At 52.4% G+C, this 20,400-nt stretch carries 20 protein-coding genes; 7 read left to right on the forward strand and 13 right to left on the reverse strand.

What is annotated here, in order from left to right; all coding sequences use genetic code 11:
* Positions 1-62 precede the first annotated feature (62 nt).
* Both OGY18_RS08265 and OGY18_RS08270 read left to right on the forward strand, forming a co-directional pair.
* Complete coding sequence (locus OGY18_RS08265) at positions 63-992, forward strand: LysR family transcriptional regulator (RefSeq protein ID WP_286552563.1); 930 nt, start codon at positions 63-65, stop codon at positions 990-992.
* 89 nt (positions 993-1,081) lie between these two features.
* Positions 1,082-2,071, forward strand: a complete 990-nt coding sequence (locus OGY18_RS08270; protein WP_286552565.1) for a zinc-dependent alcohol dehydrogenase family protein — start codon at positions 1,082-1,084, stop codon at positions 2,069-2,071.
* A gap of 35 nt (positions 2,072-2,106) precedes the next feature.
* On the opposite strand, the gene OGY18_RS08275 is transcribed toward OGY18_RS08270, so the two are convergent.
* Genes OGY18_RS08275 through OGY18_RS08300 form a run of 7 tightly spaced genes read right to left on the reverse strand, consistent with a single transcriptional unit; the run spans position 2,107 to position 8,722 of the window.
* Positions 2,107-2,880, reverse strand: coding sequence for an amino acid ABC transporter ATP-binding protein (locus tag OGY18_RS08275; protein WP_286552567.1), 774 nt, complete (start codon positions 2,878-2,880; stop codon positions 2,107-2,109).
* Complete coding sequence (locus tag OGY18_RS08280) at positions 2,864-3,790, reverse strand: amino acid ABC transporter permease (RefSeq protein WP_286552569.1); 927 nt, start codon at positions 3,788-3,790, stop codon at positions 2,864-2,866. The genes OGY18_RS08275 and OGY18_RS08280 overlap by 17 nt, the downstream gene beginning before the upstream one ends.
* A gap of 9 nt (positions 3,791-3,799) precedes the next feature.
* A complete protein-coding gene (locus tag OGY18_RS08285) occupies positions 3,800-4,309 on the reverse strand; it encodes a GNAT family N-acetyltransferase (protein WP_003833076.1) in 510 nt (169 codons plus the stop codon).
* A gap of 10 nt (positions 4,310-4,319) precedes the next feature.
* On the reverse strand, positions 4,320-5,252 hold the full coding sequence (locus OGY18_RS27505) for an ABC transporter substrate-binding protein (protein WP_032943502.1): 933 nt from the start codon (positions 5,250-5,252) through the stop codon (positions 4,320-4,322).
* Positions 5,253-5,263: 11 nt separating this feature from the next.
* Positions 5,264-6,577: an LLM class flavin-dependent oxidoreductase gene (locus tag OGY18_RS27510; RefSeq protein ID WP_502873477.1), complete on the reverse strand. Its 1,314-nt coding sequence runs from the start codon at positions 6,575-6,577 to the stop codon at positions 5,264-5,266.
* A 25-nt stretch (positions 6,578-6,602) separates the two neighbouring features.
* Positions 6,603-7,724: an amidohydrolase gene (locus OGY18_RS08295; protein WP_126318036.1), complete on the reverse strand. Its 1,122-nt coding sequence runs from the start codon at positions 7,722-7,724 to the stop codon at positions 6,603-6,605.
* Positions 7,724-8,722 (reverse strand): MsnO8 family LLM class oxidoreductase, encoded by a 999-nt coding sequence (locus tag OGY18_RS08300; RefSeq protein WP_191222573.1) that lies wholly within the window; start codon positions 8,720-8,722, stop codon positions 7,724-7,726. The genes OGY18_RS08295 and OGY18_RS08300 overlap by 1 nt, the downstream gene beginning before the upstream one ends.
* Positions 8,723-9,237: 515 nt before the next feature.
* Here OGY18_RS08300 and OGY18_RS08305 point away from each other — a divergent pair.
* Both OGY18_RS08305 and ansP read left to right on the forward strand, forming a co-directional pair.
* Positions 9,238-10,779: a methyl-accepting chemotaxis protein gene (locus OGY18_RS08305; protein WP_286552571.1), complete on the forward strand. Its 1,542-nt coding sequence runs from the start codon at positions 9,238-9,240 to the stop codon at positions 10,777-10,779.
* Between the two features lie 279 nt (positions 10,780-11,058).
* On the forward strand, positions 11,059-12,501 hold the full coding sequence (gene ansP / locus OGY18_RS08310; protein ID WP_079937292.1) for an L-asparagine permease: 1,443 nt from the start codon (positions 11,059-11,061) through the stop codon (positions 12,499-12,501).
* Between the two features lie 41 nt (positions 12,502-12,542).
* Here ansP and OGY18_RS08315 read toward each other — a convergent pair whose 3' ends face one another.
* From OGY18_RS08315 to OGY18_RS08330, 4 genes are all read right to left on the reverse strand, one after another.
* Positions 12,543-12,764, reverse strand: a complete 222-nt coding sequence (locus tag OGY18_RS08315; RefSeq protein WP_003833091.1) for a YgdI/YgdR family lipoprotein — start codon at positions 12,762-12,764, stop codon at positions 12,543-12,545.
* A gap of 137 nt (positions 12,765-12,901) precedes the next feature.
* The gene (gene yncE / locus OGY18_RS08320) at positions 12,902-13,963 is read right to left on the reverse strand and encodes a 7-bladed beta-propeller protein YncE (RefSeq protein ID WP_148361951.1); all 1,062 of its coding nucleotides are present in this window, start codon (positions 13,961-13,963) and stop codon (positions 12,902-12,904) included.
* A 264-nt stretch (positions 13,964-14,227) separates the two neighbouring features.
* A complete protein-coding gene (gene curA / locus OGY18_RS08325; protein ID WP_148361950.1) occupies positions 14,228-15,262 on the reverse strand; it encodes an NADPH-dependent curcumin/dihydrocurcumin reductase in 1,035 nt (344 codons plus the stop codon).
* A gap of 58 nt (positions 15,263-15,320) precedes the next feature.
* Complete coding sequence (locus tag OGY18_RS08330; RefSeq protein WP_213194275.1) at positions 15,321-15,896, reverse strand: helix-turn-helix domain-containing protein; 576 nt, start codon at positions 15,894-15,896, stop codon at positions 15,321-15,323.
* 37 nt (positions 15,897-15,933) lie between these two features.
* Between OGY18_RS08330 and OGY18_RS08335 the strand changes: the two genes are divergently transcribed.
* Positions 15,934-16,452, forward strand: a complete 519-nt coding sequence (locus tag OGY18_RS08335; RefSeq protein ID WP_286552576.1) for a GNAT family N-acetyltransferase — start codon at positions 15,934-15,936, stop codon at positions 16,450-16,452.
* Positions 16,449-16,898, forward strand: coding sequence for a DMT family transporter (locus OGY18_RS08340; RefSeq protein ID WP_286552579.1), 450 nt, complete (start codon positions 16,449-16,451; stop codon positions 16,896-16,898). The genes OGY18_RS08335 and OGY18_RS08340 overlap by 4 nt, the downstream gene beginning before the upstream one ends.
* A 64-nt stretch (positions 16,899-16,962) precedes the next feature.
* Here OGY18_RS08340 and OGY18_RS08345 read toward each other — a convergent pair whose 3' ends face one another.
* Together OGY18_RS08345 and OGY18_RS08350 are read right to left on the reverse strand one after the other, a co-directional pair.
* Positions 16,963-17,196, reverse strand: a complete 234-nt coding sequence (locus OGY18_RS08345; protein ID WP_003020183.1) for a YdcY family protein — start codon at positions 17,194-17,196, stop codon at positions 16,963-16,965.
* 17 nt (positions 17,197-17,213) lie between these two features.
* Complete coding sequence (locus tag OGY18_RS08350; protein ID WP_003833106.1) at positions 17,214-18,812, reverse strand: ABC transporter substrate-binding protein; 1,599 nt, start codon at positions 18,810-18,812, stop codon at positions 17,214-17,216.
* Positions 18,813-19,094: 282 nt separating this feature from the next.
* On the opposite strand from OGY18_RS08350, the gene OGY18_RS08355 reads away from it, so the two are divergent.
* Positions 19,095-20,396, forward strand: a complete 1,302-nt coding sequence (locus OGY18_RS08355; RefSeq protein ID WP_286552580.1) for an SrfA family protein — start codon at positions 19,095-19,097, stop codon at positions 20,394-20,396.
* The last annotated feature ends 4 nt before the right edge of the window (positions 20,397-20,400 follow it).

The raw sequence follows: 20,400 nt of genomic DNA on the forward strand, positions 1-20,400 counted from the left end.
CTATGCAGGCATGATTATTACTTTCATAATAACAATGGTCGAATACCGGGGGAGAATAAGCAATGCGTTCCAGTATGTTTGAATACATGAACATTTTTGTACAGGTTGTTGAGCAAGGTGGATTTGCCAGAGCCGCAGATGTGTTACACCTGCACCGCCCTGCGGTCACCAAAGCTATCCAACATCTTGAAGACGATCTGGGGGCAAAGTTGCTTAACCGCACGACTCGTAAAGTGAGTCTGACAGAAGAAGGTGATGCCTTTTACCAACGCACAAAAAAACTGCTCAGCGATGTTGATGACATCATGGCTTCTTTTTCACCTACTCGCCCGCCACGCGGAAAACTCAGGGTTAATGCTCCTCTGTCGCTTGCGCACTCCGTGTTAGTTCCTGCGCTGAAAGATTTCCAGTCGCGATATCCTGACATCGAGATGGTACTCACCTCCACCGACCGTAGAATCGATATGCTTGCCGAAGGCATCGATTGCATGATCCGTATTGGCGAGCTACAAGATTCGACCTTGATCTCCAGGCGGCTTGGTGAGGTCAAAATGGTGACCTGTGCTTCACCTGATTATCTGCAAAGGCAGGGGGTGCCGCAGGTGCCAGAGGATTTATCCCGACACCAGGCGCTTAACTTTTTTAGCGAGCGTCATCGCGAAGCGCTGGAATGGACCTTCATCAATAGAGGTAAAACCGAATCGTTCACCCCCGCAGGGCGGATAAGCGTTGATAACTCCGATATTCTGTTAACCGGCTGCTTATCTGGACTCGGCATTATTCGTGGCGTTCATGCTGTCCTTGCGCCCTATCTTCAGTCAGGCCAGCTTGTTGAGGTGCTGGCCGATTATACCGGAGAATCAAAACCAGTTTCGGTGCTTTACCCGGACAGACGTCATCTCGCCCCTCGGGTTCGGGTATTCATTGACTGGTTATGCGAACTTTTTAGCCAACAAAAACCGCGGCTTCAGGGATTATTACAAAATAAGTAATAATGAAGTTCCGCAACAGCGGTTTTTCACTCTCATCTGAGTCGTTAAATTGTGCAGACCCAATACAGAACAATTTACTGAGGTCTGCTATGTCTAAGGTCGTAGTTTTTAATCAAATTGGTGGCGCTGAAACCCTGAAGATTCAGGAGATGCAGGTTCCCGCGCCTGATGCAAATGAGGTTCAGATCCGCGTGCGGGCTATTGGTATCAACCGTGCTGAAGTTATGTACCGCACCGGACAGTATATTTACCAACCTAATTTCCCGGCGCGACTGGGTTATGAAGCCGCTGGAGTCATTGAATCAGTGGGAGACAACGTACGTGAGTTTGCACCTGGCGATTACGTTAGCGTCATCCCGGCATTCAGCTTTCATCAATATGGAATGTATGGTGAAGTCGTTAATGCCCCCGCTCACGCGGTCGTAAAGCATCCACAAAACCTGAGCTTTACTGAGGCTGCTGCCAGTTGGATGATGTATGTGACCGCTTTCGGTGCGCTGGTTGAATATGCGGATATTAAGCCCGGTGATAACGTGCTGATCAATGCTGCTTCCAGCAGCGTCGGACTGGCGGCAATTCAGATTGCTAACATGCGGGGAGCAAAACCGATTGCGATGACACGGACCAGTGAGAAACGTGATCAGCTGCTGCAACTGGGCGCGGCAGAGGTTGTTGCAAGCCAGGAGCAGGATCTGGTGGCCGAGATTCAGCGGATTACTGAGGGTAAGGGAACCCGCGTGGTGTTCGATCCGGTCGGTGGCCCAGCGGTGGCAAAAATTGCCCAAGTGATGCCAGCCGGTGGGCTCTTTTTCCAGTATGGTTCGCTTGATTCACGTGACCTTTCTATCCCGGTCATTGAGATACTCGGCCGTCATCTGACCTTCCGCGGCTATGAGATTTTCGAAATCACCACGGATGCAGAAAAACTTGCGCGGGCGAAACGGTTTATCTTTGAAGGATTGCAGTCTGGCCAGCTCAAGCCGCTGATTGATAAAACCTTTGCCTTTGATGATATCGTCGAAGCACATCAATACATGGAAGCCAACGGCCAGGTAGGCAAAATCGTCGTCACTGTATAACCTCTGTGCGGCACAGCATTGTGCCGCAATGTATCTCAAAGCACTTTCGACAAAAACTGCTGAGTGCGCGTGTGGCATGGATGATTCAGCACCTGCTCGCTGCTGCCCTGCTCGACGATTTTGCCATCGACCATAAACACCACCTGATCCGCCACTTCCCGGGCGAAGCCAATCTCATGCGTTACCACAACCAGCGTGGTTCCCGACCTCGCCAGTGCTTTAATGACATCCAGTACTTCACCGACCAGTTCAGGATCCAGCGCAGATGTAGGTTCATCAAACAACATGACGCGCGGATTTAGCGCCAGCGCACGGGCAATAGCGATACGCTGCTGCTGACCGCCGGATAAGTGACGCGACCAGGCATCGGCTTTATTACGCAACCCAACTGCATCAAGCAGAGTTAATGCTCGCTCGGTGGCGGCTTTACGCGATGCCAGTCCGTGTGCAATGGGCGCTTCAATCAGGTTCTCCAGCACCGTTAAGTGCGGGAACAGATTAAAGTTCTGGAACACATAGCCGACATTAACCCGCTGGCGCAAAATTTCCGCCTCTTTCAACTCATACAGCTTGTCTCCCTGCCGACGATAGCCAATGTAATCGCCATCGATTTGAATAAACCCCTCATCGACGCGTTCCAGATGGTTGATGGTCCGCAGGAGTGTTGATTTCCCTGAACCGGACGGGCCAAGAATAACCGTTACCGTACCGGGAGGGATCTCCAGCGACACATTATCCAGCGCTTTGTGGCGACCAAAGTATTTGCTGACACCGGTAATAGAAATATGGCCTTCAGGCGAGTGGGACATGGACGGCCTCCTGCTGTGGACGTTGACGACTGCGTTTTTCTGCACGACTTACCCGGGCGGTATTGATGGCTGAACGTCGTTCGCTGCGTGCCAGCGCACGTTCGACCAGGTGCTGAATTAACGACAGGACGCTGGTGATCACCAGATACCACACCGCACCCACCATCAACAGCGGGATCACTTCCTGCGTGCGGTTGTAGATCATCTGGATGGTGTAGAACAGCTCCGGCATTGCCAGCACGTATACCATCGCCGTCCCTTTCGCCAGGCTGATGATTTCATTGAAGCCAGCAGGCAAAATGGTGCGCAGCGCCTGCGGCAGAATGATCCGCAGCGTACGTCGCCCTGCCGGTAAGCCCAGTGCTGCCGCTGCCTCGTACTGACCGTGATCGACCCCTAAAAATCCACCGCGAATAATTTCAGCGGTATAGGCGCTTTGTACCAACGTCAGGCCAACCACCGCAGTAGAAAACTGGCCGAGCACATTGATGGTCTCAAAACTTCTCCACTGAATGGGAGTGAACGGAATACCAATTGTCAACGTGTCGTACAGATAGGAGAAGTTGTACAAAACGATCAGCACCACAATCAGCGGTAACGAACGAAACAGCCAGATGTACCCCCATGCCAGACCGTTCAACAGCCAGGAAGATGAAAGCCGCGCCAACGCCAGCAGACCGCCGATGAGAATACTCAACAGCGTCCCGATCAGCGTCAGTAACAGCGTTTGCCCGAGGCCGGACAAGATAACCGGATCAAAGAACCAGCGGGCAAACACGCTCCATTCCCAGCGCGGATTAAACGCCACGGACTGGAGAATTACCGCAAGGGCAAATAAGGCAATGACCGCGCCTACGGTACGCATGGGATAACGTGCCGGTACGACTCTAATGCTATCTGTCGTTTTCATTTTCTCTCCTCAGGCGATTCTGGCCTGACCGGCAATAGTCAGCAGTTTGGTAAAGCGCAGCCGTCCATCAAACGGCGGCAGGCTGTACTCTTCGGGATCGCGCGTCGTATCAAATTGCGGATCGTAGCCCTGGCTTAAATAAAGTCTGACGGCCTCCGGCTGGCGAAATCCCGTGGTCAGATAAATCCGGCTGTAGCCTGCGAGCAGCGCTCTACGTTCCAGTTCCTGCACCACGCGCGCTGCCAGCCCCTGCTGACGCAGGCTGCTTTTTGTCCAGATACGCTTAATCTCGGCGGTGTCCTTGTCGTAAGGTTTGTAAGCCCCGGTGGCGATAATTTCGCCGCGGCGCTCCAGTACCACAAAAAGTCCCTGCGGCGCCAGATACCATTCGGTCAGTTCCACTTCAGCGTCGCGAGAAAAGTAATCGCCATAGCGGGCGGCATATTCACCGAACAGACCGTTCAAAATGGGCTGCAGTTCGCTGGCTTCCGGTGAGAGCACGCGAAATTGATCGCTCACGATGACCTCCTTAGTCGCCTAAACCGGCCGGGTTGATTTCAGATTGTGGAATGCGTTCCACCCCTTCTCCCCAACGATTCAGCACCTTGTCATAGTCGCCGTTGCCAATCACACCGTTGAGGGCGGTTTGTACCGGCAGAACCAGACCGCTGTCTTTTTTCAGCGTCACAGCAATGTGTGCCGCTTTTGGCCAACCGCCATCAACGCTACCCACTAATTGCGTTTTACCGTTGAGTGCAGCTTTCCACGCGCCGATTACATTAGGACCGAAGTAGGCATCGGCGCGGCCTGACTGTAGGGCCAGGGTTTGCGCGGCATCATCTTTGGTATACACCGGCGTAAACGGCTGTAACCCTTTCTTCACGTTCTCATCATTCCAGGCCAGCAGGATGGCTTCCTGGTTAGTCCCCGAACCGACGATAATGCGCAGTCCGGCGATATCTTCCGCCTGCTCGATTTTCTTCAGCTTGCTGCCGGTTTTGACATAAAAGCCAAGAGAGTCCTTCCGATACGTCGCGAAATCGAATTTTTCTTTGCGTGCTTTGGTGACGGTAATATTGCTGATCGCGGCATCGTATTTGCCGGAAGTGACGCCCAGCGGCCAGTCTTCCCATGACGTGGGCACAACGTTGAGCTCCAGTCCCAGGCTGTCCGCCACCAGACGCGCGATGTCCGCCTCGCTGCCGATCAACGTCTTATTGTCATCGGCAAAGACGGTCAGCGGCGGCTGGCTGAGCCCGGCAATCGCCACGGTGAATTTACCCGGTACGGCCAGGTGCAGGTTTGCGGGCAACTGCGCAATCGCCTGCGGATTCTTTGCCGTATTGATCGGCGCTTTATTGGCTTCCAGGCTTACGCCGGTGCCGTTAATCGTCACCTCATTTGCCCAAACGGTCGCGCTGAAAGCCAGTGACAGCGCGAGAAATACTGATTTTTTCTGCATAGCGTTTTCTCTTATTGTGTGAATTGATTTGCAGGTGTCGCTAATCCCAGGCTTGCGCGCAGGGTCGTACCGGGATATTCATGGCGGAACAGGCCTCGCGTCTGAAGCACAGGGACAACCTGTTCGACAAAACGCGGGAAGGTATCCGGCGTACCTCCCTGGATGATAAAACCGTCTGCGGCTTTTTCGTCGAACCACTGCTGCAGGCCGTCGGCAACCTGTTGTGGCGTGCCGCTGAAACGCGGACGTGGACTGGCCGCTTCCAGAGCGACCTGACGAAGTGTTAAGCCTCGCTCGCGCGCGTTGCGCTTGATCTCATCAGTCGTACTGCGAAAGCTGTTTTGTCCGAGGGAACCCAGATCCGGGAACGGTGCGTCCAGCGGATATTGGGCAAAATCATGATGTTCAAAGTAGCGGCCAAGATAGTTCAGCGCGTCAGTAACGGAGACCAGCGCAGCGGTAGTCTGATACTGCTGCTCCACGTCCTCTGCGCTGTCGCCAACAATAACGCTGACGCCCTGGAATATATGCAGTTGATCGGGATGTCGTCCGGCGATTTCCAGCTGGCTTTTTACATCCTGATAGAACGCTTTAGCCTCTGCCAGCGACTCCTGATGGGTAAAAATGGCATCAGCATGCTGCGCCGCTAATTTTTTGCCATCTGCTGAAACTCCCGCCTGAAATATAATCGGACGGCCTTGTGGCGTACGCCCAATATTTAACGGCCCGGCAACCTGGAAATAATCTCCATGATGGTTAAGCGTATGCAGTTTTTGCGGATTAAAAAATTCCCCGCTTGTTTTATTACGGGTAAAAGCATCGTCTTCCCAGGAATCCCACAGCCCTTTCACTACCTGTAAATATTCATCAGCAATACGATAACGCTGGGCATGCTCTGGATGCTGAGCGCGAGAATAGTTTTTTGCCGATCCTTCCAGAGGTGACGTAACCACGTTCCACCCGGCGCGCCCCTGGCTGAGATGGTCCAGGCTAGCGAACTGCCGTGCGGTCGTAAACGGCTCGCTGTATGATGTGGACACAGTGCCAACCAGTCCCAGATTCTGGGTGATGCTGGCCAAAGCGGATAATACCGTCAGCGGCTCAAAACGATTTAAAAAGTGCGGGATTGATTTTTCATTAATATACAGACCATCAGCGACAAAAATAAAATCCAGCTTCCCTTTTTCCGCAATAAGCGCCGTCTCTTTGACAAAATCAAAATTAATACTGGCATCGGCCTGAGCCGCCGGATGACGCCATGCGGACATATTTCCCGATGCGCCATGCAGAATAGTGCCGAGCCGTAGTTGCCGATTTTCAGCCATAATAACCCCTACCCAACAGGTAAACTTAAAGATGTGCGAATGCCGTTTTTGCTAACTGCGCAAAATAATGCGCGGCAGGTTCAATTAAACGCTCGTCCGGATTGAATCCCGGGTGATGTAATCCGTATTCACTGGCGCTGCCAATACTGACAAATGCGCCAGGCGTATTTTGCAGGTAGACGGCAAAATCCTCCCCGCCCATATGCAGGTCGGCATGGTGGGTGGTATAGCCTGACTGTTTCGCCACCGCGGTGGCAATATCGGCCCAACGATCATCATTTACCAACGCGGTCGGTCCCGCATGCCAGATTACGTCGATTTGTGCGCCAAAGGCGTGGGCAAATCCGGCGGCGATGTCATTAAACCGGGCCTTAACCTGCTGCTGTACCTGGGTTCGGTGCGTTCTGAGCGTCCCTTCCAGCTCAACGGACTCTGGCAGTACGTTCCATGTGTTTCCTCCCTGAATACGGGTCACGCTGAGCACCACCGAATCCAGCGTGTTAACGTCGCGGCTGGCAACGCTTTGCAGCACCGTTACCAGTTGGCTGGCGAGCAGGATGGCATCCTTACCTTCATGCGGACGCGCCGCATGTGCGCCCTTGCCATTAATGCGCAGTACGAAGCGGTCGACATTGGCATAAAATGCGCCGCCGCGTGTGGCAAATTCGCCCACCGGCAAACCGGGCTCATTGTGCATACCGAAAATAGCCGCTACGTTTTGCAGCGCACCGGCGCGGATCAACGTTTTTGCGCCGCCGAAACTCTCTTCAGCTGGCTGAAACAAAATACGTACTCGCCCCGGTAAGGTTGTTTCCTGTTGTTTTAGCAGAAGTGCTGCACCAAGCATAACGCTGGTATGGACGTCATGCCCGCAGGCATGCATCACGCCCGGCGTGAGGGAGCGAAACGGAACGTCGGCGCTTTCTTCTATCGGTAGCGCGTCGATATCCGCCCGCAGCGCGATGACATCTTCCCCCTGACCAATTTCCGCGACCAGACCGGTTTTCAGCTCGAATGGCAGAATGTCGACGTCCGCAGCGTGCAACCAGGCGTGAATGCGCGCCGTGGTTGCTTCCTCCTGTAGAGAAAGCTCCGGATGCTGATGTAGTTCACGACGCCAGTCGATAAGCGTTGAGCCGAGAGTCATCAGAGCACCTCCACGGCATTATGGGCTTGCGCCAACAAACGCAGCGATGTCAGACGCGCATGCCCTTGCGCCACTGGCGTGTCGATAATGAATTCGTCAATGCCAAATTGCGTATGCAGAGCATTCAGCTTTGCCATCACCTCCTGAGCGGTGCCGTGTAGCAACGCCTGCTCACGACGCGCGATTTTGCGTGGTGGGCTGCCAGACTGAGCGGCAAACGCCAGCGCCTGTTCTTCGCTGGCTACCGTGACACGTTGACCATCTTCCAGCTCCACGCCCCAGAGTTGTACGTTTTCCGCCAGTTGCGCAGCGGTGTCGTAACTGTCAGCCACAATCACCTGCACGGCGACTATCGTCGGGCGTGCACTGTGGGTCTGCCAGAAGGACAAAACGTCATGCAATAACGCTTTGTCACCATTGAGGTGCGCTGCGAAGATGAAATTCCAGTCGGATTGCGCTGCTAACTGCGCGCTTTGCACACTGGCTCCCAGAACAAACTTTTCCGGTGGTATCGGTGGAATTGGCGTCGGGAATACCGTCTCCCCGCTTTCCGTTCCGCTCAGCGCCAGCCAATCGTTAAGCAAAGAAAGCTGGTCGGCAAAACTGCCTTTTTCTTCCTGATGCAGCCCATGCTGTAACGCCTGGGTCGACAGCGGTAAGCCGCCAGGGGCTTTCCCTACGCCGAGATCGACACGTCCAGGAGCCAGCGATGCCAGAAGATTGAAGTTTTCCGCCACTTTGTACGGGCTGTAATGTTGCAGCATCACGCCGCCGGAACCTACGCGGATATGCTGGGTTTGCCCGAGGATCCAGGCGATCACCAGCTCCGGCGATGGGCTGGCCAGCTGTGGTGTATTATGGTGTTCCGCGATCCAGAAACGATGGTACCCCCACTCTTCTGCCTGTTGCGCCAGGCGCAACGTCCGGGAAAGCGCGGTCGCGGCAGTTTCACCTTCCCCGATGGGGCTTTTATCCAGAATACTCAGGCGATATGACATGTTACGAGCCTATGTTTGTTAACATGTCTTTATTATTAATTTATCAAATAGCCATACTGAAACATTTAATTCACATTTACTCAGCTAAAAAGTAGATAACAGCCCCTGTCGCTGCCAGGGTTAAAATTTGGATCGCCCAGTACTGGTTGTAACGCTAAACAGAAAAACACCCGCAATTAATAGCCTACAAAATATAATAGGGTCGTTGGCATCACGGTAATAGCATCAAAATCATTTCATGCCAGTTTTCTTTTTACGAAAAGGTTTTTTAACGCGATTTACGTTAAGTCAGTTTAAACGACTTGTCACGTTATACGCTTGTATTAATTGTTTCAATTTTATGATGCAGGATGAATGATTTACATAGAAATTTTTATTTTAACTACTTCCACAGAATTGATGATTAGTAGAGAATGCAACGTTTCTTATTAAAACGGTCTAAAACAGATTTTTATATCCCCCGATTTTATTGCGGGGATTTTTGTATGGATTATACATAGCACCATGGGACCTCTATGAAAAGTAACATGCCCGTTACACAAATTGAGCACGCACTTAACGATAAAGCGACGCTGCTTTCTACGACGGATAAAGAAAGTCATATTACCTACGCTAACTCCGCGTTTATTGATGCCAGCGGATTTAACGAACAGCAATTAATGGGCGAACCGCATAATATTATTCGCCATCCCGATATGCCTCCCGCGGCGTTCGCCGATATGTGGTACACGCTACAGCAGGGAGACAGCTGGACGGGGATGGTGAAAAATCGCCGGCAGAATGGCGACCATTACTGGGTTCGCGCCAACGTTACGCCGGTCTGGCACAATGAAAAACTCACCGGCTACATCTCGGTGCGTACCGTTCCTTCGCGCGATGAAATAACTCAAAGCGAAAGCTTATATCAAAAAATTAATAATCAGCAGCTTAAAGGATTTCGACTTTTTAAAGGCATTGTCATTCGTCGCGGAATATTGTCATGGGCATCAATGTTTAAATGGCTGAGCATTAGCCAGCGCGTCAATTATTCTTTAGGGGTAATCGCTCTGCTCGCTGTTCTATTTCTCTTCGCTCCTGTTAATCCATTTATTCAGGCGGGAGGGTTGCTGTTCTTATTTCTGATGCTTGCTATTTACCTTAAGTATCAAATTTGTCAGCCAGTTAATACGCTACTGACGCAAATGAAGAAAGTGGTATCTGGGAGAAAACCTGATAACTGTCATTTAAATCGGGTGGATGAGATCGGAATGCTGATGCGTCTGGTTAATCAGTCCGGGCTTAATCTGAATTCACTGGTCGATGATGTCAGTACGCAAATATCCGGCATTCGCGCCATCAGTCAGCGGGTATCAAAAGAAGGTACGGCACTGCACAAGCGTTCAGAAGAAACCTCTGCCGACCTGCAACAAACCGCTGCAGCCATTGAAGAAATTGGTAGCGCGGTACAGCAAACTGCTGAGACTGCGGCTCATACTATGACCATGGCCGATAAAACCAGCGCCAATGCGGCAGAAGGCGGCGATATTATGAAACAAACTATTGCCATGATGCAGGCGATATCGCGTGACAACGGGCAGATAGTCGACATCATCGGCGTTATCGACAGTATTGCTTTCCAGACTAATATTCTGGCGCTCAATGCCGCGGTTGAGGCCGCGCGAGCCGGGGAGTCCGGGCGTGGTTTTGCCGTTGTGGCGGCAGAGGTCCGTAATCTGGCGCAGCACTCGGCGTCTGCAGCAAAAGAGATCAAACAACTGATCGAGAAGAACGTCGCCAACGTGAATAGCGGCGTCAAAATGGTGGAGCAAACGGAAACGCATCTCACCGGGATGATTGGCGATGTCCTGCAGATGTCGATGATGATCAAAGATATTAGTCTGGCGACGCGTGAGCAAACCCAGGCGCTGGATCTGATTAACGATTCGATTTCACGCGTTGGCACCATGACACACAATAACGCCGAGATGGTGGAGCGTGTCACCGATGCTACCGCCGATCTGACTCAACGTTCATCGCGCTTACAGCAGGCCGTTCAGGTCTTTGGCGTATCAGCATAACCTTACGGCGCTTATCGGGTTAATGTCTCGATAAGCGCACTCCTCTCCACGTATTTACACCCTTCTCTTTTATTGGCTGAATCGAGGCCACACCGCGCCAGTGCTGGCTGTACAAAATGCTGAATTCTTGTTATCGGGGCTTTGCGGAACCGAACAATTGAATGTAGGATGCTCGGCCGGCAGTTTTCCCCCATAACACAATGAAGGGTAAGGCTGTTTTCGCCGCAGCTGGTGCGGCAAAAAGGATTTTGTATTTTTGTCAGGTCAACAGGAAAAGTAATGAACACAAACAACACGCAAGCCGCGGAACAACATGCGGCGAAACGACGCTGGTTGAATGCCCACGAAGAGGGGTATCACAAAGCGATGGGTAATCGACAGGTACAAATGATCGCCATTGGCGGCGCAATTGGTACCGGGTTGTTTTTAGGGGCTGGCGCACGCTTGCAGATGGCGGGCCCCGCTTTAGCGCTGGTTTATCTGGTGTGCGGTATTTTTTCGTTCTTTATACTGCGCGCGCTTGGTGAACTGGTTTTACATCGCCCTTCCAGCGGCAGCTTTGTCTCCTACGCTCGTGAATTTTTAGGTGAGAAAGCCGCCTATGTGGCTGGCTGGATGTACTTCATCAACTGGGCGATGACCGGCATTGTCGATATCACCGCGGTGGCGTTGTATATGCATTACTGGGGCGCATTTGGGGATGTACCGCAGTGGGTGTTCGCCCTCGGCGCGCTGGCTATTGTCGGCACCATGAACATGATCGGCGTGAAGTGGTTCGCGGAGATGGAGTTTTGGTTTGCGCTGGTCAAAGTGCTGGCGATTGTGATTTTCCTGGTGGTGGGTACCGTCTTTTTAGGCACTGGAAAGCCGCTGGATGGTAACACCACCGGTTTCCATCTGATCACCGACAACGGTGGATTCTTCCCACATGGCCTGCTGCCGGCGCTGGTACTGGTTCAGGGGGTGGTTTTCGCATTTGCCTCTATTGAACTGGTGGGCACTGCCGCTGGTGAGTGCAAAGATCCGCAAACCATGGTGCCAAAAGCGATCAATAGCGTTATCTGGCGTATTGGTCTGTTCTATGTCGGTTCTGTCGTGCTGCTGGTTCTGTTACTGCCGTGGAATGCCTATCAGGCGGGGCAAAGCCCGTTTGTTACCTTCTTCTCCAAACTGGGCGTGCCGTATATCGGCAGTATCATGAATATTGTGGTGCTCACCGCGGCGCTTTCCAGCCTTAACTCTGGGCTGTACTGCACCGGGCGTATTTTACGTTCCATGTCGATGGGCGGATCGGCGCCTAAATTCATGGCTAAAATGAGCCGTCAACAAGTACCCTGGGCTGGGATCCTCGCCACGTTGGTCGTCTATGTCGTCGGGGTATTCCTGAACTATCTGGTGCCGTCGCAGGTGTTTGAGATCGTGTTGAACTTCGCGTCGTTGGGCATTATTGCGTCGTGGGGCTTTATCATGGTCTGTCAGATGCGTCTGCGCCGGGCCATAAAAGAAGGTAAAACGGCAGACGTCAGCTTTAAACTGCCGGGCGCTCCGTTTACCTCGTGGCTAACCCTACTGTTCCTGCTGAGCGTGCTGGTGCTGATGGCGTTTGACTATCCAAACGGCACCTACACCATCGCGTCGTTACCGTTGATTGCCATCCTGCTGGTTGCAGGCTGGTTCGGTGTGCGTAAACGCGTCGCGGAAATCCACCGCACCGCGCCGTAATGGCTGAAGGCCTGACAGGTTAACCCTTCAGGCCTTCTTTTTTAGTTCGCTTCAATCAACTGCGCTACATCGCTGCTGTTAATTTCCCGCGCATTTCCATCCTGATCGGTATAGCTGGTCATTCCCGTATCTTTATCCAGTTTTGGCTTGCCCTGGGTGGTAATGGTTTGTCCGCTTTTGGTCGTCATGACGTAATCGGTGGTGCATCCTGCCAGGGTAAACAGCATTACGCCTGCACAAAGACAGATAAATGGCTTTTTCATGGTATTCCCGTGTTATTCAGTTAGCCGTTGAGGGCGTAGTGTAAGTCCCTGAAGTGGGTCGGGCTACCGCCGGGGTGTAACGAGGCGTATCGTGGGGTTTAGAGAAATGACAGGAGGGGGTTCCCCCTCCTGATATTTTATAGCGCAATACGAATAACATCGTCCGGCTGGGTGGCTTCCTGCTCGCGGGTAGATTTCTGTTTCACGCTGACGTACAGGGTTTTGCCATCGGCGGAGAGCGCCAGGCTATTCGGGAACGTTGGGGTCTCGAATGTTTTGACGACTTTATAGCTTTTCGCGTCGATCACACTCACTTTACCGGCCTGGCGATGAGTCACGTAGGCTTCATTACGCGTTGGGTTGAACAACACGGCCAGGGATTCCGGCGCGGCGACTTTTGCCAGTACATTGCCATTACGGGTGTCGATTACCAGCACTTCCGCCGCTTTAGAGTCGGTGACAAATGCGCGGTTGCCCGCTGTGTCCAGGCTCAGGTTGATAAAGAAATGCTCTTTCCCATCATCCAGCAGTTTTTTGCGGCTAAGAATTTTGTTGGTGGCGGTGTCGATGGTAATGAATTCACCGTCCGCATTGGCGGTGTACAGGCGTTTAGCCTTGCTGTCGACCGCCAGAGCGGTGCTCATTTTGCCGGTATTTTGGATGGTGTCCTTCAGTTTAATGGCCTCGCCGTCCACCACCCAAATCACGCTTTCTTTACCAATGCCGCTAATGTATACCGTGTTGGTGGCGTCATCGGCGGCCAGCTCACGCGGCTGCAGCGGGCGAACATCTTCAGAACGCTTACGCGCATCCAGCACCAGACGTCCTTTCACCGCGCCCGTTTTGGCATCCATCGCCGTTACCGCGCTGTTTACCGTGTTACCGAACCACAGCGTTTGCGTGGCGTTGTTGATGGTGGCACCAAACGGTTTGAGATCGTTATGAATCACTTGAGTCACTTCGAGGGTGACCGGGTCAAGGCGGTAAACCACCCCGCCGGTATCCAGTTTGCGGCTCTGTGAGGTCGCCAGCCACAGCGCGTTCTCTTGCTGGCTGTACGCCATTTCATAGGCGCCTTTGCCCACGGCTTTGCGCAGCAGTTCTTCTGCGGCCTGCGTAGTAAAAGATGATGCAACGAGCAGTGAACCTAACAGTAAAGAACCACGCAGACGCGGTGAAAACAGATGACGTAAAGACATGACGACTCCCTTTGATAAATTCGTTTGTTACTGCTTCACATAGCTTCAATGAGCAAAATCATGGTTTTGCCTTTTTAAGAATGAGAATAGTAATCATTATTTATCTCAATGTGGAGTGTTTATTCGCTTTCGTGTAGTAACCTTCTTATTTTCTCCATGAATAATCGCTTTTCATCCAGATAACGTCATTGGCATTTTACCAGGCCTACATTTTGTACGAAGCAGGCCTGGTTACAGGCATTCACCGTCTTCCACCTTTACGTATCAATCCTCAGCAAGACGAATCACTACCTTGCCGAAGTTTTTGCCGGTCAGCAGACCGATAAAGGTTTGTGGCGCATTTTCCAGACCGTCGGTCACCTGCTCGCGGTAGTGGATTTTGCCCTCTTTAACCCAGCGCCCCATCTCCCGCTGAAATTCATGAATGCGGTGCCCATAATCCTGACCAATGATAAAACCCTGCATGCGGATACGCTTTTTCAGCAGCGTTGCCATTAACAGCGGTAATCTGTCAGGTCCGGCCGGAAGCGACGTGGCGTTATAACCACTGACAAGGCCACAAAGTGGAATCCGCGCTGAGGTATTGAGCAGTGGCAGAACGGCATCAAATACTTTTCCGCCGACGTTTTCGTAATAAATATCGATCCCCTGCGGGCAGGCTTTTGCCAGTTGTTGCGCAAAATCTTGTGCGTGGTGATCGAGGCAAACATCAAAGCCCAATACCTCGGTGGCATGTCGGCATTTCTCTGCCCCACCCGCCACACCGATCACCCGACAACCTTTAAGCTTACCGATCTGCCCGACCGTTGCGCCAACCGGCCCGGTTGCGGCGGCTACCACCAGCGTTTCTCCCGCTTTCGGCTGACCGATATCCAGCAGGCCCATATAAGCGGTAAACCCCGGCATACCCATAACACCCAGCGCCCAGGAGGGATGTTCGGGATGATCGCCAAGCTTCACCAGCCCGTTACCGTCGGAGATGTCATAGTCCTGCCAACCGCTGTAGCTCAATACCCATTCGCCTGGCTGGTAGTCCGGATGGTGGGATGACACCACGCGACTTACGGTCCCCCCCACCATAACACCACCAATCTCTACTGGTGGTGAGTAAGATGGCTCATCGCTCATACGGCCACGCATGTAGGGATCGAGGGAAAGATAAACGGTGCGCAGCAAAATCTGGCCTTCACCTGGTGTTGCCACCTCATCTTCTTCAAGACGGAAGTTCTCTGGGACCGGCGCGCCATGCGGGCGGGAAGCCAGTACCCAGCGACGGTTACGATTAGTCTGTTGACCCATGATGTGCTCCTCTGCTTTTGGCATGAATCCATCAATAGTAGCAGTCTGCGCCTGCTATTTAGCTGACGACGTGGTTTAACCGCACAACCAGGTAAACGCAGGGTTGCGCGGTTTCATTGATAAACCGACAGTCATTCGGCGGGCCAAGTTCCAGGCAATCACCTGCCTGCATTTCATGGCGTACGTCCCCTTCCACAAAGACTAATTCCCCGTGCTGTAACCAGATAAGTTGTCTGGCCTGCACATAGGAAGAGGCAGGCATCGGGATATCACTACCGGCGGGTAATTCAATCTGCACCAGATCGATAGGCAGATCGCTGCGCGGTGAAACATGGCGGCGCAGATAGTGGCTTTGCGGGTCGTGCCAGACGGGCTGATCGACGAAGCGCAGCAGCTTGCCCTCCTGCATTTCAGCCCGCGCAATCAGGGTAGACATGCTGATGCCAAACGCACCGGAAAGCCTACCCAGCAGCGTAGCCGTTGGACTACTCTCGCCGCGTTCTATTTTATGGATCATGGCCCGCGACACGCCCGCGCGCTCGGCAAGTTCCGTGAGTGACCAACCTCGGGATTCCCGCTCAATGCGAATTCTTGCACTGATCCGTTGATTTATGCTGTCTTCAATAGTATTCATATTGTAATACTATAGTGAACAACCCCTGAGGTTCAACATGTCAATTCGATTTGCCAGCAAGGAAGACTGCGCCGCCATTGCAGAAATCTACAACCATGCGGTACTGCATACGGCGGCTATCTGGAACGATCAAACGGTCGATGCCGAAAACCGTATTTCCTGGTATGAAGCCCGCCAATTGATGGGGTATCCGGTGCTGGTGAGTGAAGAGAATGGCGTGGTTACGGGATACGCCTCCTTTGGCGACTGGCGTAACTTTGATGGCTTCCGTCATACCGTTGAACATTCGGTGTATGTTCATCCTGAACATCAGGGAAAAGGGCTAGGACGGGCACTGCTCAGCAGACTGATAGACGAAGCCCGCGCATGCGGCAAGCATGTGATGGTGGCAGGTATTGAATCTCAGAATCAGGCATCACTGCATCTGCACGGCTTGCTGGGCTTTAAAACCACCGCGCAAATGCCGCAGGTTGGCACTAAATTTGGGCGGTGGCTGGATCTGACCTTCATGCAGTTACAGTTAGACGATCGCCGCGAACCGGATGCCCGTATATGAACCAGACGCTGACCCTCTCCTTTCTGATTGCCGCGGGTATTGGTCTGGTGGTGCAAAATACCTTGATGGTACGCATCACGCAGACGTCTTCGACGATCCTTATCGCCATGTTACTTAACTCGCTGGTCGGGATCGTGCTGTTTGTCAGCATATTGTGGTTTAAGCAAGGTTTGGCAGGGTTTGGTGAATTGGTTTCCAGCGTACGCTGGTGGACGCTCATCCCCGGATTGCTGGGATCGTTCTTTGTTTTTGCCAGCATCAATGGGTACCAAAATGTGGGGGCCGCTACCACTATCGCGGTGCTGGTGGCTAGCCAGTTAATCGGCGGGCTGGTGCTGGATATTCTACGTAGTCACGGCGTGCCGCTGCGGGCGCTGGTAGGTCCGGTCTGTGGCGCGGTGCTGTTGGTCATCGGGGCGTGGCTGGTGGCGAGACGTTCGTTTTAATTGCCTGATGGCGCTTCGCTTATCAGACCTACAGAACGTGCCTGTAGGTCGGATAAGGGAAATATCAGAGGATTGTGCCGCCTTTGGTCAACTGTTCTCGACGGGCTTCCATATCTTCTTTATGCTGACGGCCATGATGTGCGATCGCCGTACGCAAACGCTGTTGCTGGGTATAGCGATCTTCCCGGCTCAACGCGACATCATCGCTGAGCTCAATCAGCAATTCATTCATATGCGTAATGACGCTCTCTTCAATGGCGGCATCAACACGTGCGCTGACCTCATCCAGATGCGACATAACCTCTCCTTAACTCATTAATTTAATTTTGCTTTTGAAAAATCACTGCCCATCAGGCTGACGCTGTATCCGCTGACATTGCTGCGCGTAGCGTAGAACGTTTTACCGTTTGCCAGGGCTATCCACGGAGCCTGCTGGTAGAAAATCTCTTGCGATTGCTGGTAAAGCGCGGCGCGCTCTTCCGGTTTACTCACCAGCTTCGCCTTTTGAACCAGCGAATTATACTCTTTATCGCACCAGCGCGCGGCGTTAGATCCGGTTTTTATGCTGTCGCAGCCCAGCAGCACATCGGCGAAGTTATCCGGATCGCCGTTGTCTGACATCCAGCCAAACAACGCGGTGTCATGCTCACCTTTACGCATTCCGGAGAGATATTCCCCCCACTCGTACGACACAATTTTCGCCTTCACGCCCACCTTTGCCCAGTCGCTCTGGATCATCTCAGCAATCCGTCGGGAGTTCGGGTTGTAAGGGCGCTGAACCGGCATTGACCACAGCGTCGCTTCAAAGCCGTTTTCCAGCCCCGCCTGCTTCAGCAGATCTTTCGCCTTTTGCGGGTCGTAAGTGTAATCCTGCAGATCTTTATTGAAGCCCATCATATTCGGCGGAATCGGCGATTTTGCCACCGTACCGGAACCTAAAAAGACGGCGTTAATAATGGCCTTTTTATCGGTCGCGTAGTTTAGCGCCTGACGCACCAGTACGTTATCAAACGGTTTTTTCTCGGTATTAAACGCCAGATATCCGACGTTCAGCGCTTCAACCGAATGCAGCGTCAAATCTTTATTCTTTTTAATCTCGTCAAACTGTACGGGGGCTGGCGCCGGGATTATCTGGCACTCATTGGTTTGCAGTTTTGCCAGCCGCGTCTGGACGTTTGGCGTGATTGAGAAGATCAGGTGCTTCGTTGGAACGGCGCCATCCCAGTAGTTAGGGTTGGCAAGATAGCGGATTTGCGAGTCCTGCTTGTACTGTTGCAACACGTAAGGCCCGGTGCCAATCGGCCAGTTATCGACGTTTTCCGGGGTGCCTTTTTTCAGCATCGCGTCGGCATATTCCGCAGAAAGGATGGAGGCAAAATCCATACCCCAGTCGGCAAGAAACGCGGCGTTAGGTTCATTGAGGACAAACTGAACGTGAAAATCATCAACCTTCTTCACTTCTTTAATCAGTTTATCCAGACCGACATCGTTAAAGTATTCGTAGCTTCCCTGAGAAACCTTGTGATACGGATGATCGGCATCTTTCTGCCGTAATACCGAGAAAATCACGTCATCAGCGTTGAAGTCGCGGGTCGGTTTAAAGAATTTATTACTGTTGAATTTCACGCCCTGACGCAGGGTAAACGTGTAAGTCTTACCGTCCGGGGAAATCGTCCAGTCCGTTGCCAGAGACGGTATCGGGGTATTCTTTACCGGATCAAAGTTGATGAGTCGGTTGTAGAGCACCTGTGAACTGGCCACAAATGAAGGACCTGAACTGGCGATTTGCGGGTTAAATGACTCCGGCGATGCTTCAGAGCAATAGATGATGGTGTCAGTATTGGCCGCGAACGCAGCGCCTGACGGTAAGACGGCGCTGAGAGCCAGCGCGAGTATCGTTTTCCTTGCAATCATGGTTATAAGCCTTCTTATTTTATTATTAACAGGGATATCAGAGCATAGCTGACAAAAACTGACCAATAACAAATCACTATCAGGTTATTCTAATCCGGTGTATTTCGCTGAATAATTCATCACCCTAAGCGAATTAATTTCCCTTAAGTCTTTTTCAAAACGTCAAGATTTTTCCCGGCACTCTATGCCATGAAAATTAGCCCCTTTTTGCCTCTCTTTCGCCGTTTGCTCGTTTTTATAAAACGTAAAGTAGATACGTGAAGAAGTCTAAGGGGTAACAACGTGGCAAAAACTCTCTTGCGCAGCGGCAATTTGGATGACTATCAGGCCGTGGGCGGCGGTGGTCAGGCCGTGTTTGATTCAGCATTGCAAATTCGTGAAACGCTTCGTCTGCGTAAACAGCAGGCGATGGTGGATTGTCTGGCGATCCCACAAATTAACGACAGCGGCGATCGGGTTGACTGGTATTCCCCGATAGAAGGGAAAGCCGTGGCGTGGAAAGCCGCTGATGAAGAGGCACGTTTTCGTGCGCTGCGCTATCTGGGAAGCACGCTGGAAAATGCGGCGACCCTGAGCCGTAAAAGTCTGCAATCGGGGAAAACCTCGCTACAGCTGTTTGGCTCACTGCTCGAAAAAGCCATCCAGTTTCCCGGTGAAAACCACGTATTTCTGGTTGATGGCAAACCCGTTATTACGTTCTGGGGCTTCGTCAATTTGAATGAAAATCCCCGCGACGATGTCCTCGACTGCCTGCGCATTGCCGATGTTCCTCCTGTGGTTACCGTAGCAGAGCCAGAACAGGAAGCAGAAATCGCACCGGAAATTACCTTTGCCGAGGCCGATGTCCCCTTACTGACGCCGGTCGTTGATCTGCCAAAACCGACTGAACCTGAACCCACGGTCATTGTTAACGAACCTGAAGTTACTGCGCCGCCGGTACAGGAGAAGCCCATACGCCGCCTGCCGCTGTGGAGCCTGCCCGTTGCCGCAGTGATTATTGCAGCCATCGTTGGGCCGCTGCTGTGGAAGCAACAGACCGCCCAGCCCGGACCCGCAGTCGCCGCTGTTGAAGTCGCTAAGGTTGATATGGCACCGCTGCCAGCATTGACATCTGCACTGCCCCTGCATCGTGCTGAAGTGACTCCCGCTGTGAAGAAAGAGAAACCTGTCGAAGGACCGGTGGTGATTGCCGCAATTCCAAAAGATGCACTGGTGATGGATGCCAACCAGATGAAGGCAGGAACGACACGTTTTCTCAACGGTAACTGGCGCGTCATGGTCGATGTTAAAGATCCGGTGAGCGGCAAAGCGCCGTCCCTGCGCTATCAGATCCAGGCCAATAAAGGCACTGCACGCGTGGTTCATGGTGACAATATTGTTTGTCGTGCCGAGATTTTCTCCGGTTTGCACCAGTCGGGTGAATTAATGATTAAGAGTCGCGGCAATGCCCGTTGTACCGACGGGTCACGTTATCCGATGCCTGAAATTACCTGTAAAGCGGGAACCAACGACGTCGCCGCCTGTACCGCGCGTTATGACGATCACGCGGAAATCCCTCTGACGATCAAAAAGATAGGTGCCTGATTTT

This window comes from Citrobacter sp. Cpo142, from assembly GCF_030332425.1.
Lineage (GTDB): Bacteria > Pseudomonadota > Gammaproteobacteria > Enterobacterales > Enterobacteriaceae > Citrobacter > Citrobacter portucalensis.

Bases quoted from the DNA above. Each gene is read 5' to 3' on its own strand.
- OGY18_RS08330 (WP_213194275.1), bottom strand. From the start codon at position 15,896: ATGAATACTATTGAAGACAGCATAAATCAACGGATCAGTGCAAGAATT.
- OGY18_RS08270 (WP_286552565.1), top strand. From the start codon at position 1,082: ATGTCTAAGGTCGTAGTTTTTAATCAAATTGGTGGCGCTGAAACCCTG.
- OGY18_RS08345 (WP_003020183.1), bottom strand. From the start codon at position 17,196: ATGTCGCATCTGGATGAGGTCAGCGCACGTGTTGATGCCGCCATTGAA.
- OGY18_RS08295 (WP_126318036.1), bottom strand. From the start codon at position 7,724: ATGACTCTCGGCTCAACGCTTATCGACTGGCGTCGTGAACTACATCAG.
- OGY18_RS08350 (WP_003833106.1), bottom strand. From the start codon at position 18,812: ATGATTGCAAGGAAAACGATACTCGCGCTGGCTCTCAGCGCCGTCTTA.
- OGY18_RS08275 (WP_286552567.1), bottom strand. From the start codon at position 2,880: ATGTCCCACTCGCCTGAAGGCCATATTTCTATTACCGGTGTCAGCAAA.
- OGY18_RS08305 (WP_286552571.1), top strand. From the start codon at position 9,238: ATGAAAAGTAACATGCCCGTTACACAAATTGAGCACGCACTTAACGAT.
- ansP (WP_079937292.1), top strand. From the start codon at position 11,059: ATGAACACAAACAACACGCAAGCCGCGGAACAACATGCGGCGAAACGA.
- OGY18_RS08340 (WP_286552579.1), top strand. From the start codon at position 16,449: ATGAACCAGACGCTGACCCTCTCCTTTCTGATTGCCGCGGGTATTGGT.
- OGY18_RS08265 (WP_286552563.1), top strand. From the start codon at position 63: ATGCGTTCCAGTATGTTTGAATACATGAACATTTTTGTACAGGTTGTT.
- OGY18_RS08300 (WP_191222573.1), bottom strand. From the start codon at position 8,722: ATGTCATATCGCCTGAGTATTCTGGATAAAAGCCCCATCGGGGAAGGT.
- OGY18_RS08335 (WP_286552576.1), top strand. From the start codon at position 15,934: ATGTCAATTCGATTTGCCAGCAAGGAAGACTGCGCCGCCATTGCAGAA.
- curA (WP_148361950.1), bottom strand. From the start codon at position 15,262: ATGGGTCAACAGACTAATCGTAACCGTCGCTGGGTACTGGCTTCCCGC.
- OGY18_RS27510 (WP_502873477.1), bottom strand. From the start codon at position 6,577: ATGGCTGAAAATCGGCAACTACGGCTCGGCACTATTCTGCATGGCGCA.
- OGY18_RS08280 (WP_286552569.1), bottom strand. From the start codon at position 3,790: ATGAAAACGACAGATAGCATTAGAGTCGTACCGGCACGTTATCCCATG.
- OGY18_RS27505 (WP_032943502.1), bottom strand. From the start codon at position 5,252: ATGCAGAAAAAATCAGTATTTCTCGCGCTGTCACTGGCTTTCAGCGCG.
- yncE (WP_148361951.1), bottom strand. From the start codon at position 13,963: ATGTCTTTACGTCATCTGTTTTCACCGCGTCTGCGTGGTTCTTTACTG.
- OGY18_RS08315 (WP_003833091.1), bottom strand. From the start codon at position 12,764: ATGAAAAAGCCATTTATCTGTCTTTGTGCAGGCGTAATGCTGTTTACC.